We start from the raw sequence: 14,997 nt of genomic DNA on the forward strand, positions 1-14,997 counted from the left end.
TCTTATTTCGGCTTTTTTGATCCAATTAGCTTATTGGTTATTGGTATTTGGGAAAATTCATCGCCAAAGAGAAAAACAAGGGGCAATTGTTTGCGAGCCGGTAAGTTTGGTTATTTGCAGCCATAAGGGACTCCAGGATTTAAAAAAGCACCTCCCTCATTGGCTTCAACAAGAGTATCCGGAATTTGAAATCATCCTGATTGACGATGGCTCAGATGATGGTACCGAGGCATATGTTAAGAGCTTGATTCAGAATTATCCGCAACTTAAATACCACTATTTACACAAAATCCAATCCGGTAAAAAATTGCCCTTACTAAGTTCTGTTGGCTTTGCTAAATATGATTGGCTGGCACTGACCGATGTAGATTGTGAACCTGCCGGTAAATTATGCTTAAAAGCAATGATGAAATCGCTTCAAAAAGATACAGATCTGGTGATCGGATATGCTCCTTACAAACCAAAAGCCGGCTTATTAAATGCATTTATCCGCTATGAATCTTGTCTAAATGCAATCCAAATGTTTGGAGCAGCAGCTTATGGATTAGCATATGCTGCAGTTGGTAGAAATTTAGTCTATAAGAAAAAACTATTGACCCCTCAAGCCATCTGTTTAGAAGTGCCCTATGGTGACGATGATTTGCTGCTCCAACATTACGCTCATCATATAACTGCCGGCTACTGTATTGATCCAAATGGCTTTACTTACACTGACGCTGAAACCCGATATATCGATTATTTTCGTCGCAAAAGCAGACATTATGCAACATCGCGGTCTTATAAGCTTTCCTCCAAAATATATTTAACACTCTATTTTCTGAGCTTGATTTGCTTTTACATGAGTGTAATAATTTTAGGATTTTCGACCAATTTAAATCTCGCCTTGAGTCTCTTCCTTTTAAAATACATCATATGCTGGCCAATGTTTTGCAATTTGGCAAAAAAATTCCATGAACCCGGATTATGCAAATTATTTCCATTATTGGAATTATTATATGTTTGCCATATTCTTTTACAATTTCCTCTCCTATTAAAAAAAAGAAAACACTGGTAATTATGGATAAAATCTCTCAATATTTTGATAATTTAAATGCGGACCAGCTAGCAAAATTTATTCAGTTAAAACCATTGTATCAAAGCTATAATGAAAAAGTAAATCTCATTTCGCGGAAAGATATGGATGCCTTCTACCTTCACCATGTCCTGCATTCTCTGAGTCTTTCGGCATTTATTTCATGGACTTCAAAATGCAAAATCCTGGATCTTGGCACAGGTGGTGGTTTTCCTTTGATTCCTCTGGCCATATTATACCCTGAAGTAGAATTTACAGGCATTGATGGCACCGGAAAAAAAATCAAAGCCGTGCAATTTATCGCAAATGAACTCCAACTAAATAATGTTCAGGCCTTTCCGACCAGAGCAGAAGATTTTGACGGCCGCTTCCATTATATTATCAGTCGGGCTGTGTGTACTTTATCCCTATTAAGTCAATACAGCAACGATCTCCTTTATAAAAAATCAATCTGCCCGCTTCCCAATGGCATTATCGCATACAAAGGTGGAGATCTCAAAAATGAAATCAACGATATTCAAAAACAACACTATTATGAAATTTGGGATATCCATTCAAAATTTCCTGAACCCTATTTTATAGAAAAAAAACTGGTTTATTTGCAAGGGAAGGAATAAATAGTTCCTGGTTGATAGCTGTTGGTTGATAGTTGAACAGGACACCTCTCGCTGAGTTTGAATAAAACAAAAATAAATCAATTTATCATCCGTCTGGAAAACAAAGTTTTCCTATCACCTCAGCGTATCCCGCTTTGAAAAAATTTGGGGTGTATATATTACACTAATAAAGCGGGAGGAGACTACGCAGAGCGAAGAAATCACTTATTCTTAAAATCTTGATTCGGTAGGGAGTTGGTTGTTGCATATAACTACTACTAACGTTCGTTAGTTTATGATACAATTATTTCACCAAATACTTTAGTTTCAGTACATTCAGTTTTACCCGCTTCTTTTTTTTATTTCACAAATCTCCTTCTGCAATTTCTCCAATTCTGTTTATTCTGATTCAGATAGAAAAGAAGTTGCCAGAGTACAGTTCCTACTTATTAAATATTACGGATACAAACAACGATGATCGCGTTAGAAATTGGATGGAATGCTTATTTACCGTGAAATAAGTCATTTATTGATTTAAATGAAATATACAAGACTTCACTTTAGTCTTTCAGGTATTCCCTTCCAAAAAAAAACAGTTTATCACATGTTTAAAACATATGATAAACTGTGTAATCGTTTTTGAAATGGCCTTATTTTCTCAATGTTTCATCCACTTTAATTGGCGTTTGAGTTCATTTGATTTTAACTCAAGGATATACATTCCCGGTGCAAGATCAGAGAAATCAAAAGTATTCCACTTTGACGCATTTAATTTATGGGTAGAAATACAATTGCCAGATAGGTTCATGACCCGAAGTGTTTCAAATGCTTGTCCTTTTTCCTGAATGACTTTCAGCTCGCCATTGGAAGGATTCGGGAATACGATAACTCCGTGCTCCGAATCTTCATCTTTTGTGCTAACTACCGTAAGCGGATAACATGCGCTTGTATCTGTACACGATTTTTTAAATAATACGAGTGCATAATTTCCGCTTTGTGTTGCTGTGAAAGTAAAATTAGTATCTCCCGGCAATGCTGCAAAATTAAGATCACAATCTACCCATTGGTATTGAGCAGTTGTGTCTGCACTTGTTAATGTATTACCATTTACGATGATCGCTGTATCTATACTAATAATTAAAGCTTCAATATTGAGTATTGAATCACAGCCCGCAGTATTTACCAGATTCTGTATGTAATTTCCACTTCGATAATAAGAACTGCCATTAACAACAATGCTGTCACAGCCATCAATCTGGAGATTTTCAGAATTGCTCGCTGCAATGGTCAAACTGATGATCAAAAGAGAATCACAACCATTTGCATTACTTAAAATTTGAGTATAGACTCCGCTGCTATCATATTTCTGTTGATTGATCAGGGCACTGTCACATTCCATAAGGCTCAGGCTACCAGTTGTACTTTGATTGATTGAAATGTTCAGAATAATCACAGAATCACAATTGAAAATTGATTTATAATTCAATACGTAGATCCCACTGGTATCGTAAGATTGTCCGTTGATGACCAATCCGTTGCATGCAGTATAAGTAAATGTATCTTTTGTGCTTTTGTGGATGGTGAGTTTGAGCAATAAAGAAGAATCGCAACCATCTTTGTTTGTAAATGATTGCCTGTAATTTCCGGATCTGTAAAAGACAACTCCATTTACTATAATGCTATCACAATCCTCGATTACCAATTCCTCACTGTTGCTGAAATTTATAGTCAGAATTAAGGTAAGTATAGAATCACAACCATTTGCATTGGTCAATATCTGAGTATACGTTCCGCTTTGACTAAAAACATCTCCATTGATGACCAAACGATCACAGCCTTTTCTGGTAATACTTCCAAAAGTATTTGGATTAATAACTACAGTAATTTCAAGGATGGAATCACAGCCATAAATGCTGCTGAAAGTTTGTGTATAAATTCCGGAAGTTTTGTAGGAAACACCATTTAAACTTACGCTGTCGCAATCACTTAATATAATTTGACTCAGGTAACTGGGATGTATTTGCAAATGTAAAGTGAGTATTGAATCGCAACCGACGTGATTAAGCAAAACTTGTTGGTAGCTACCTGAACGAAAATACTTCAGTCCGTTTACTTCAATGCTATCACAAGCACTTAAGTTCTCCGTTGAAGTGCTGCTGTTTAATATGGTTAACTCAATATTAATAGTGGAGTCACAACCCGTTGAATTGGGAATCACTTGTTTATAGACTCCTGAACTATAAAATGTTTCTCCATTGAGTGTGATGCTGTCGCAGGCAGATAATTTGAAAGCGGTGTCTGTATCAAAACAATACCTGATGCCCAAATATGGCCGGAGCAATGTATCTGCACTTTCAGAAGACCAAAAAACCATCTGACCATCATTCATGTCCTCACCGCAGACCAGGGTGTCATGATCAAACAAGGGTGTGTTAGGCGTAAACGTAGCATTCTGATCGTCCGGATCAACCATAAAAATGCTGCAATAATCATTTTTTTGCGTGTAATCTCTTAAAACAATCTGCGACAAGTCAATGGAACTGTGCCAGCCTAGTTGCATCATCCCAAACAAACTGTCCTGATGTGTTGAATCAGAACGGAAAGACAATTCCAGGGAATCTGCTGGTTGGGTTTCTTCCCAGTTTTGGTTGTTCAAATTGTAAAAAATGACATCTCCATCCCAGTTAATCTGAGAATAAAGAACGTGCACATTCAGTTGTGCAACTTTGATTTTGGCCCCTTGTGGAATTCTTGAAATATTAAATTTCAATGCAGATCTGTTACCTCTCCCTGGATTTGAAAGCGAATAATGTGCATCCTGTTCCGGGTTAATCCTGTAATTGTACTGGTGGGAGATAACCTGCGCTGTAAGGCTCATACAGCAAAATAGTAGCGTAAAAAAGAGTAGTGTTCTTTTCATATGTGAATGTTTAAATAATTACGAAATAGGATTCCCAAAAGCTTGAAACAGCTTTGCGGATAAATTTTTGAATAAAGAAAATTGTGACGGGGTGCTGTGCAAAGATACACAATTGTTATCAAATAGCACTTATGGTTCTGTATATGCCTTTACAACTTCAATTTTCGAAAATTCACAGCGGCCTGAAACTTAGACATTTTCAGACAGTTTCCAGGAAGTTCTACATATACTTAAGGCATTACAATATTAAGAAAGGGCGGTATAGGAACTCATAAAAAAGAGCCATCTGCTAGAGTGCTGCAAACGGCTCTTCTTTTTAAAAAAAAACTCAATAATTATTTCTTTGCAGGATACAACTGCTTGGTAAGGGTTTCAAAGTCAACCTCAGTCCAGGCTGCTTCGATTTTACCTTTCGGATTAAAATGGTATTCGCCCATCCATATCATATTCACATAGCGATTGGTAGCAGGTTTTCCATTAAAAGCTCCGGAATTAACACCCGACATGATTCCTCTTATAAAAATTTTATTGCCACATACGGTGACAGCATCCAGGGTTCTGGATATATCGGGAAAGGCTTTCTTCAGCGCTTTTACTCTCGTTTTAGTTTCTTCTAAAGTATTGTCCTTTCCATTAAAATGATTGATACCTGCAGGATCCCAATAACTCGCGAATTTATCTGCATCCCCGCCATCAGCGGCAGCTGTCATTTCTTTTAATATTTTTTCCATATTTGCCGCCACCCCGGCCATGAGTTGTGATTCAAAAGCTTTTACATCAAATTGTACGACACGATCCTTTATTTTAAATTTTGAATCCAATTCATCCATGACGAAAAATGGAATGGAAAGTTTATTTCCTGTAGGCTCATTCCCATTCATAGGGCCTGTATTTGTACCTGTGAAAACTCCCAATGTCACAACATGACTTCCGGTAAATTGCATTTTAGTTACCGTATGCTTCATATCAGGAAACCCTGCCTTTTGTGCAGTCAGCAATTCTTTAAATGAAATGAGATTGCCGGGCTCCGGAAAAAAAGGATTGCTGATTTTAAAATCTGCAGTTGTATATTTATCAACTTCAGCAACATTACCTGCATCCATAACCGCGTATAAATCAGTTACAGCTTGTTTGGCTTTTGCTTCGCGATTCTCTGCACCGCCAAATAATTGCGTTTCCATCGAACGGGAATCAAAAGTGAGGTTCATTGATATAACCTTGCTCCCTTTAAATAAAAATACTGCATTGAAGGGTAAGCTTACTTCGACATTGGTGGGTAGCTTATCCATGAAATTTCCTGAATTGGTTCCTTTAAAAACTCCTTTAACAGCTGCTTTTCCCTTTTCAGAAATGATTTCCTGTAATTCATGTTTTACATTAGGAAATGCAACTTTTATTGAAGCAGCCCATTCTGCCCACTGATCCAAATTTAAAGGAGCCGCAGCGTGAGAGCTTTCTCCCATAAAATTTTTATCCAGAACGCGTTTAAATTGATGGGTCTTACCTTGGTCAAACCAGGTATAATAACTGTTGACGGCTTGAACCGCATTTTTATCCTGGGCAAAAACATACTCCAAAGAACCCAAAATCAGAATAAATAAGAAGGCGTTGATTTTTTTCATATTTAATATTTTAATGATAGATGAACACAAGTTTTAAATGCTTTATAATACGGCTTCGGGCATTCCAAAAACTGCAATAAAAGTCTTGCCGATAGGTCAATTTTAAGTTAGTTTGAAGACAAATCCCCTTAAATGATTCATCATTCACAATTCAATCTTACCCTATGAAGACCACCGCATTCATCTACAAATATAAAAGAATGTGCATTTTACCTAAGGAAATTTTTAAGAATGGCAGGCAAATGGCTTTCGAAGCAATTTGAGGCCAATTTTGAGTATTAAACTTCGATAGTACTTTTTACAAATTCCAGTTAAATAAATACGCATAGCGATTATGACTGCTAGATGTCGTTTCGATATTTTTTGAAGGCATTAAGTTCTGAATCTCAAGCAGTTGACAAAAAATCCCATATTCATGGTATTTACAAGCTGCCCTCCTTGCCATTACCTTTATAAAAATTTGAACGATGTACAAAATTTGGGTCTATTTCATATTTTTATGGATAGTAGGCTGTAAAGCCAAAGAAAGCGAATTGAAGCCGGCATTTCCGCCCGCCGGAACCATGTGCGCTGCAAAAACGACTGACGCAGAATGGTACAAGGGTGAAAATAAAGCTCCTCTCTTTGATGGTCTAGGTGATCTGAATTATAGTATCACAACGAAGCATCCGGATGCACAAAAATATTTCAACCAGGGTCTTACGCTTTCCTATGCTTTCAATCATGCAGAAGCAGCGCGCTCATTTCATTATGCAACAAAACTGGATCCCGATTGCGCCATGTGTTTCTGGGGCTTCGCTTATGTTCTTGGACCCAATTATAACGCAGGCATGGAGCCAGATAATTACGAACGTGCATATACAGCCGTTCAGAAAGCTGTCCAACTTATAAAAAACGGAAGTCCGAAAGAAGCAGATCTCATCAATGCTCTTGCCCAACGTTATGCTGCCGAACCACCCGCCACAAGAGGGCATTTGGATAGTGCCTATTCGCAAGCCATGAAAATGCTCTACACTAAATATCCGGAAGATCCGGAAATCGCAGCCCTTTATGTGGAATCCGTCATGGATCTGCATCCCTGGGACCTTTGGGATAAACAAGGCAAGCCCAAACCCTGGACGCCTGAATTAGTAACGATCCTCGAATCCGTAATGCAAAAATTTCCTAAACATCCGGGTGTACATCATTTTTATATACATGCCGTTGAAGCGTCTTTTACTCCCGAAAGAGCTTTGGCGAGTGCAAAACTTTTCGACGATGGGATCATTCCCAATGCCGGGCATTTGGTACATATGCCTTCACATATTTACATCCGAACCGGCGATTATCATCTGGGCTCTATAGCCAATATCAATGCCGTAAAAATTGACAGTCAATATGTAAGCAGTTGTCATGCACAAGGTGCTTACCCTTTAGCCTACTACCCCCACAATTACCACTTCCTTGCAGCAACTGCTACGATGGAAGGCAAAGAAGAATGGGCCGTATCAGCTGCACAGAAAGTAAGCGATCATGCAGATCGCGATCTGATGAAAGATCCAATGTGGGGAACTTTACAACACTATTATACCATTCCCTATTTTGTCCATCTCAAATTTGGAAACTGGGATGAAGTACTTCAAATGAATAATTTCGATGTCAATTTGAAATACCCTCAGGCCATTAGAAATTATGCCCGAGGTTATGCATTTCTCGCTAAAAATGAAATGGAAAATGCTATGGAAGAATGGAAAATGCTCGATTCACTTTCCAGGGACACGAGTCTCGCAGCAATCACGATTTGGTATATCAACAATGTCCAAACCATAACACAACTCGCTTCAAAAGTTTTATATGCTGAAATCCTGGCCACGAAAAAACAATACCAAGAAAGCATCAAACTCCTGGTAGAAGCTGTTGCCATTGAAGATGGCATGAATTACAATGAACCACCCGATTGGTTTTTCTCCATACGCCATCATTTGGGCGCTGTACTTATTGAAGCCGGCCAATACGATGAAGCCATTCAAGTTTATGAAAAAGATTTACAATGGTGGCCAAAGAACGGTTGGGCTCTACATGGCTTGAAACAAGCCTATCATGCTAAAAAAGATCGGAAAGCTCTAGCCAAAACGGAAGTCCTGCTTGCAGAGGCCTGGAAACATGCGGACCTGCAAATCCAGGAATCCAGGTTAAAATAAAATTAGAAAACGGTTCTTGACAAACAGTTGTTAGCCACTAAATTCAATTTGAATGTAGTCCAATGAACCATAAGATAAAAGGGAAAATGCTGAAAAACCCTGCACGTTGCGAAAAGAGTAGGCTCAACTAAAATCAGTAAAATGAATCCAGTAGTCATTACAAAATTTGAAACAAAATCGCATGAACATTCGGATGAAATACGGCAACCAGACAAGACCAAAGTCGAAATCGTCCGTTTGGAAGGTTTTACCTTAGGCAGACTGACATTACAACCCCACTGGCAATGGTCTCAATGTATCAAGCCCGTGGTGAATACGCACTCTTGCCAGGTATCACATGTGGGATATGCCGTATCGGGAAGCATAATCGTGCGCATGGGCGATGTCACCGAAAAAAAAATAAAGCAAGGTGACTTTTATTCCATTCCTCCGGGACATGATGCCTGGGTAGACGGAAACGAAGAATTCATAGGAATAGAAATCATGAGTGCCGAAATATTTGCAAAACCTTAGACTGCTTGTAGAGATGGAGTCGTCTGTTAGTCTGTTAGTCTGATAGTCTGATAGTCTGATAGTCTGATAGTCTGATAGTCTGATAGTCTGATAGTAAACAACAAATACTAACAAATTCTAGTTTAAAATATATTTTGACTTTTGCACTTTACTTGTTGATAGTATATTGCTTTGAGATGAGAACTGAATACTAGAAACTGCTTACTCCATTGTCCCGAAGAGACAAAATGGTAATGTCCTCAAAAATAGTTGGTGATTTATTTTACAATCTTCATTAGATTGCGGCCATCAACTAGAAGAGGAAGTAGGCTCTGCTGAGGAGCAACCTGCCAGCAATATGGTTGATGCATATACAGTATAATTAAGTGGTTCTCAAACGAACCACTTTTTGTTTATATACTGGCATGCTTAATGGCTAACAAAACCTATTTCCTTGATGCATTTTTAAAGTGCAGGTACCATTTAATAAAAGACTTTCGGTTGCTTAATGACAGTCCTCTATGTATACTTAAAGTGTCTTTTAAATGCCCGAAAAAAGATTCAATGGAATTAGTATTTTTCGGTATTTGAGGGTTGCTTAAATAATGAAACATATTGGGTATTGCTTTGCGAATCATTATTGCAGTTCTTCTTAGATCCTTGTGACGATACCATTTTCTTCCTGTATCAGGATTAATCTGCTGTTCATTTATGAAAGCTTTATATCGATCCAGCCATCCTTTGAACTGATTTATCCAAAATATACTGTCATTGTGAGTTTTGATTAAATGCAAAGTGCTTACTATTCGCTTGAGCTCTATAGAGCCCTCAATTACAGGCTTTCTTCTAAGCCATGTATTTGTCTCTCTTTGAATATGAACCAAACATCTTTGAATGATTGCGGTGGGACATGCTTTACGAATTGCTTTTAAAATAGATGGATGACCGTCACAAGTAACGGAGTTGATTTGAATTCCCATCAACTGGATATTTTCTATGTCTTCCCTAATTTCAAAATATGATTCTTTGTTTGTAAAGCGATAAAACTGGCAGTATTTGATATCAAAATCATAATACAGCACTAAACATAATTCACCTTTAAAGTAGGTGCCATCAATAATTAAATGAGCCTCATTATGAGCTTTAATTTGAAAAACTGGAGATTTGTTTAAGTAGTGTTTAAACTTGCGTTCAAGTGTAGCTTTGCTATGTCCACTATCTTTAATAAGATAGCGATAGGTTAATCTCTCTAAAATCCATTTCCGAAACCAAACTAATTCATTATTTAACTTGACTGATTCATTTCTAGCAGTAGATAAAACACCACAATTTTTACATTTATATCTCTGTTTTCCATCTTGTTTTCCCCATTTGATGGTATCTAAAAATCCGCATGACCAGCATCTTTTTTTTTGGCTTTTTCATATACAAATAGAGCTTATTGAAACCACTTTCAATAAGCTCTATGTAACATATTGATATTCAATATGCTTACAATGGTTTTACCAACTATTTTTGAGTATTATACCGACAAAATATTGGTAAAAACTGAAAAAACTTCACCGCGTGCCGTAGGTCGCTGCATGGATGATGAAATATAGAGCAGAGATTATAGTTTTTTAAAACTTACGAACGTTTGTTAGTTCTCTCAACTAACAACTGACAACTTCCTTACCTCGGTTTGCCGCTAAATCTCCTGTAAAGTTCTTTGTGTTTATTATCCAGATCGATTTCTCGTCCTTGTATAAATGCCTGAATGATCTTTTGAGATTTCATGTCGAGTGCGTCGCCATCGCTGATAAAAAAAGTAGCATCTTTTCCTGGTTCGATACTTCCGCAACGGGAATCGATGCGGAGAATTTTTGCAGCATTCAAACTGATGGAAGCAAGGGCATCCTGATAACTTAATCCGTAAGCCAGACAATGTCCGGCTTGAAAAGCAAGATTGCGCTGCTCCCAATAACCATCCATACTCAGACAAAAAAGGATTCCTGCTTCTTGTAAAATTTTTGGCAATAAATAAGGCATGTTCACCGCTTCATCAGCATGTGAAGGCAAACGATGTGTTTGCGCAAGGACAACTGGTATCCTGTGCTCTTTTAAAAAACTCAATATATGTCCGGCACCTTGGGCACCTACCAATACCACTTCAACATTATACTCTTTTGCAAATTGAACCGCATGTATCATGGCCTTTGGGGCGCCTGCACGGATGAATAATGTTTTTTCTTTAGTCCATAATTTTCGCATCCCATCATAACCTAAATGAACTTCGGTGGGCGCTTTTTCTGATGCATACGCTTTAGCCAGATCAAAATAATCGCGAAGGGCTTTGATTTCTTTCTGATAAGAAGATTCGGCAGAAACTTCTGCATTGACCCTGCGACTGATACCGGAAGGATTGGGCCATTGAATAAAAATGCCTTCATCCGCTGCATATACGGCATCCTCCCAATTCCAAGCATCCAGTTGAAAAACCGATGACTGGCCCGATATGATCCCACCTTGCGGAGCAACTTGTGCCATTAAAACACCGTTGCTTCTCACCGTAGGAATAACCTTACTGTCGGTGTTGTAGGAAGTTAACGAACGTATGTTCGTATTGTAGGTTCCAAACTCGCGAAAATCGAGTGTGGCTTTTACCTGTTCGATTTCAGCCAATCCAAGGTTACTCGCCATTGCTATAAAACCTGGATAGAGCTTTTTGCCTTTGGCGTCAATAACGCGTTGGATCTGATTCGTTTTGGAAACATCCTCTCCCACGTAAGATATTTTACCCCGCTCAAAAATCAAGACTCCGGAGACGATGGTTCGGCCATTTCCAATATGAATTTCAGCACCGGTGATGGCAATGGGCTCTTTCTGCACAGTTCCCGGTGCAGGTTGCGCAGATAATAAATGGATCGAAAAAAAATAAATAGAAAAATATTTTATAAACTTCATTTTGGTTAATGCTCTTTGGTTAATGAATGATCTTCATCCTCTACATCATCTTGTCCCACAGAATCACAATGATACATACGCCTTCTTTTGGAACTGAATTTTTGAGATTTCTCGCCATCGTTTTTGGCTTTGATCATTTTTTGAATCAATCTATTACGCTCTTCCGCAACTTCTGATTGCAATCGAAAATCTTCATTTCGATCAAAAAAGCGAATGCCATCCACAAAAGTCATGTCGGCTACAGCTCTGATCGAAAGTGGATGATCGCTCCATAAAACGAGATCCGCATCTTTACCTGTTTTGACACTGCCCACCCGATGATCCACATGTAAAAGTTTCGCGGGATTTAAGGTTACAAATTTCAAAGCCTCCTCTTCCGGAACGCCGCCATACATCACTGCTTTGGCTGCCTCCTGATTGAGCCTGCGTGCCATTTCTGCATCATCTGAATTAAATGCAGTGATGACCCCTCTCTCAAACAGGATGGCACCATTGTAAGGTGTGGCTTCATAAACTTCGAATTTATATGCCCACCAATCTGCAAAACCGGCAGCTCCCGCTCCATGTTTGCGCATGATATCTGCAACTTTAAAACCTTCCAGAATATGCGTAAACGTGTTGAGTACAAAACCAAATTTTTCTGCCACCTTCATCATCATATTGATCTCAGATTGCACATACGAATGACAAGTAATGAATCTCTTTTTATTGATGATTTCGGCCAAAGTTTCCAATTGCAGATTCCGCCTTGTTGTGCTGGGTTTCGTTTTTAGTGCAAGATCATATTCTTTGGCACGTTGGAAAGCGTCCATGTAAGTTTGTTCAACTCCCATCCGCGTATCCGGAAATCGATCGCTGGTATTGCCGCCACTTCGCTTCACATTTTCGCCGAGCGCAAATTTGATAAACGGATCTGCTCCTTCAAATTTCATTTGCTCCGGACTGTATCCCCAACGCAATTTAATAAGTGCCGACTGTCCGCCAACAGGATTACAGGAACCATGTAGCAATTGCGATGAAGTCACACCTCCAGAAAGCTGTCGGTAAATGTTGATGTCTTCACAATCTATGACATCCCCAATGCGAACTTCAGCTGTGACAGAATGCGAACACTCGTTCACTCCGCCCTGAATAGCGATATGCGAATGTTCGTCGATAATGCCAGGCGTAAGATGTTTTCCCGTGCCATCGATTACCGAAACTCCGGAGTAGTTCAATCCTTTCCCAATGGCCTTTATTTTACCGGATTCGATATAGACATCGTGTTCCTTCAAAATTCCTTCCTTCTCGTTAGTCCACACAGTAGCATTACGTATGAGGTACTTTTGCTGCAATGGTTTCTGATGCCATCCAAATGCAGTGAAAGGAAAGCTCACTTTAGCCACACTATCTTTTGGATCCTTTTTGGATTTTTCCTTGTTGTCTAAACTATCCTTTAATGTGCCCGTTTTAAAGAATTGAATATCTTGCCACATCCCATTTTCCAACTGGGCCCTTCCAGACCATTTTTCATTGGATGTTCTCCAGGCGGATAATAAGATGACTCCCCTGGTGTTCCCTCTGTTCAATACGCCGTTCAAATAAGACTGATCAATTTTGGCATTCAAGGAAACTTTACTGCTATCATCCGTCAAAAGTTTTACCTGAGCTTTGTGATCGACCGTACTGATTTTAAATTTAAACCGGGAAGTATCGATTTTAAATTCATATTCACCTTCTATAGACGCTGTCGCAAATGTGGTTTTATGCTGAAATCTGCGGCCATCGACCCAGGTTTCCAGAATTTGAGTTTTGTCGTCAAACAACTCGCCATCTGTTATGAGAAATCCCGCTGTTTTTCCTACATGTAAACTTCCTGCTTTATCGCTGATCTGTAAATACTCTGCCGGACCGGCAGTAAGTGCATATAAAGCTTGTTTGTCAGATAGTCCCTTTTTTACAGACTTACGAACGTTTGTTAGGAATTCTTTGAGGTCTGGCAGCCCTTCACTTGTAAAAACAAATGGCAATTTGTTTTGCGCCAGCATTGCTGGGTTGTATGTAGCCAACTCCCAATGTTTCAGATCAGAAAGGTCTATTTGGAGCGCGTCGTAAGGATCTTCCAGATCATAAGCCGCAGGAAAATTGACAGGAATTACAAACCTCATGTTGGATTGTCTTAAATCCTGAAGTTTTTGATATTCTTTACCGTCGCCAACTACAATATAATTTACATTGAATTCTTTTCCAATTTTGGCAACGCGCAAAGCATTAAGTGGATTTCCAGCAATAAAAAATTGGGGTAATTTTTGCAATTGATTCCAATATTCAATAGATAAATTGATCTCCTTGGGTTTGATGGCATTTTCATAATGCAGTCCATCCAGGTAAGTTTGCCGCAACAGTGCAATACTGCCCATTAGGGAACCAGGATAAAACTGAGTAGAACTGCCTTTCTGAAAACTCAATACATGGCCTGAAGCATTTTTTAGAATGATTTCGTTTTCTTCGCCAGATCTTAGTTGAATCACACAAGCCTTTCCTCTTGAGATTCCATCCGCCTGATGCGTTTGGACCAAAGCAAAACCAGCCTGTCGGTATTTACTTGCCAGTTCCTCGTTATACCTTAGTAAAGCTGCTGCATCCACATCACTTCGCAGGGCTTCATTCCAGCTGAAACTTCCTTCCCTTTTACTTACATAATTGTTTTCCGTTTGATTTCTTTTCTGTTCGGGCATTCCATAACTGCAGAGAGGTTCAATAAAAGCCGGGTAAATATGTTTTCCTTCAAAATCCAGAACGAGCATGGAATCTGCAGCCTGAAGATTTTTTCCTATCGCAGAGATGATCCCATTTTTGATCAGCATTTGCCCCCCGTGAAGCAGGGTACCGCTATCCTGATGGATAACTGCATTTTGTATCAATATATAGCGATTATCCGGATACCTCACTCCATTCACTGGAAAGGTCATCTGAGCATGCAAGCCAAGGCTTGTTAACAAAAGTAACAGGCTAGAAAAAAGTTTCTTAATGTTTGACATGTATTTTAAAAATTCTGAAAAGAAACGCTAAAATATCAAAAAAACGAATAAAAGCGCTGTATTGGACTCCCGACTTCTATATTCAAGCTATATCTTATTACTTGAATGGTCCATCAGAAAATTCATTAGTGATATTTTTGGCAGAAATTTCT

General features: G+C 38.7%; 9 protein-coding genes. 4 read left to right on the forward strand and 5 right to left on the reverse strand.

Translation table 11 applies throughout. The features are described 5' to 3' along the window. Positions 1 to 16 precede the first annotated feature (16 nt). Positions 17 to 1,054 (forward strand): glycosyltransferase, encoded by a 1,038-nt coding sequence (locus tag IPM92_13170; GenBank protein MBK9109280.1) that lies wholly within the window; start codon positions 17 to 19, stop codon positions 1,052 to 1,054. Then, a complete protein-coding gene (gene rsmG, locus IPM92_13175) occupies positions 964 to 1,689 on the forward strand; it encodes a 16S rRNA (guanine(527)-N(7))-methyltransferase RsmG (GenBank protein MBK9109281.1) in 726 nt (241 codons plus the stop codon). Before IPM92_13170 ends, rsmG begins: the two co-directional genes overlap by 91 nt. 637 nt (positions 1,690 to 2,326) lie before the next feature. Here rsmG and IPM92_13180 read toward each other — a convergent pair. Both IPM92_13180 and IPM92_13185 read right to left on the reverse strand, forming a co-directional pair. Continuing rightward, positions 2,327 to 4,588, reverse strand: coding sequence for a T9SS type A sorting domain-containing protein (locus tag IPM92_13180; GenBank protein ID MBK9109282.1), 2,262 nt, complete (start codon positions 4,586 to 4,588; stop codon positions 2,327 to 2,329). A gap of 335 nt (positions 4,589 to 4,923) precedes the next feature. After that, complete coding sequence (locus tag IPM92_13185; protein MBK9109283.1) at positions 4,924 to 6,210, reverse strand: ester cyclase; 1,287 nt, start codon at positions 6,208 to 6,210, stop codon at positions 4,924 to 4,926. Between the two features lie 467 nt (positions 6,211 to 6,677). Here IPM92_13185 and IPM92_13190 point away from each other — a divergent pair, with 467 nt between their 5' ends. Beyond that, the gene (locus tag IPM92_13190) at positions 6,678 to 8,390 is read left to right on the forward strand and encodes a hypothetical protein (protein MBK9109284.1); all 1,713 of its coding nucleotides are present in this window, start codon (positions 6,678 to 6,680) and stop codon (positions 8,388 to 8,390) included. Positions 8,391 to 8,531: 141 nt separating this feature from the next. Continuing rightward, positions 8,532 to 8,903, forward strand: coding sequence for a cupin domain-containing protein (locus IPM92_13195; protein ID MBK9109285.1), 372 nt, complete (start codon positions 8,532 to 8,534; stop codon positions 8,901 to 8,903). A gap of 425 nt (positions 8,904 to 9,328) precedes the next feature. Here the strand turns inward: IPM92_13195 and IPM92_13200 are convergent, their stop codons facing one another. The 3 genes from IPM92_13200 to IPM92_13210 form a co-directional block, all read right to left on the reverse strand. Beyond that, the gene (locus IPM92_13200; protein MBK9109286.1) at positions 9,329 to 10,258 is read right to left on the reverse strand and encodes a transposase; all 930 of its coding nucleotides are present in this window, start codon (positions 10,256 to 10,258) and stop codon (positions 9,329 to 9,331) included. A gap of 295 nt (positions 10,259 to 10,553) precedes the next feature. Continuing rightward, entirely contained in the window at positions 10,554 to 11,825 is a 1,272-nt protein-coding gene (locus tag IPM92_13205; protein MBK9109287.1) for an amidohydrolase family protein, read from the reverse strand. 5 nt (positions 11,826 to 11,830) lie between these two features. Further along, the gene (locus IPM92_13210; protein MBK9109288.1) at positions 11,831 to 14,845 is read right to left on the reverse strand and encodes an amidohydrolase family protein; all 3,015 of its coding nucleotides are present in this window, start codon (positions 14,843 to 14,845) and stop codon (positions 11,831 to 11,833) included. Positions 14,846 to 14,997: the final 152 nt, after the last annotated feature.

The organism is Saprospiraceae bacterium, from assembly GCA_016719615.1.
Taxonomy (GTDB): Bacteria; Bacteroidota; Bacteroidia; order Chitinophagales; family Saprospiraceae; genus Vicinibacter.

Coding starts and splice junctions, on each gene's coding strand:
- IPM92_13210 (MBK9109288.1), bottom strand. CDS start 14,845: ATGTCAAACATTAAGAAACTTTTTTCTAGCCTGTTACTTTTGTTAACA.
- IPM92_13190 (MBK9109284.1), top strand. CDS start 6,678: ATGTACAAAATTTGGGTCTATTTCATATTTTTATGGATAGTAGGCTGT.
- IPM92_13180 (MBK9109282.1), bottom strand. CDS start 4,588: ATGAAAAGAACACTACTCTTTTTTACGCTACTATTTTGCTGTATGAGC.
- IPM92_13185 (MBK9109283.1), bottom strand. CDS start 6,210: ATGAAAAAAATCAACGCCTTCTTATTTATTCTGATTTTGGGTTCTTTG.
- IPM92_13195 (MBK9109285.1), top strand. CDS start 8,532: ATGAATCCAGTAGTCATTACAAAATTTGAAACAAAATCGCATGAACAT.
- rsmG (MBK9109281.1), top strand. CDS start 964: ATGCAAATTATTTCCATTATTGGAATTATTATATGTTTGCCATATTCT.
- IPM92_13205 (MBK9109287.1), bottom strand. CDS start 11,825: ATGAAGTTTATAAAATATTTTTCTATTTATTTTTTTTCGATCCATTTA.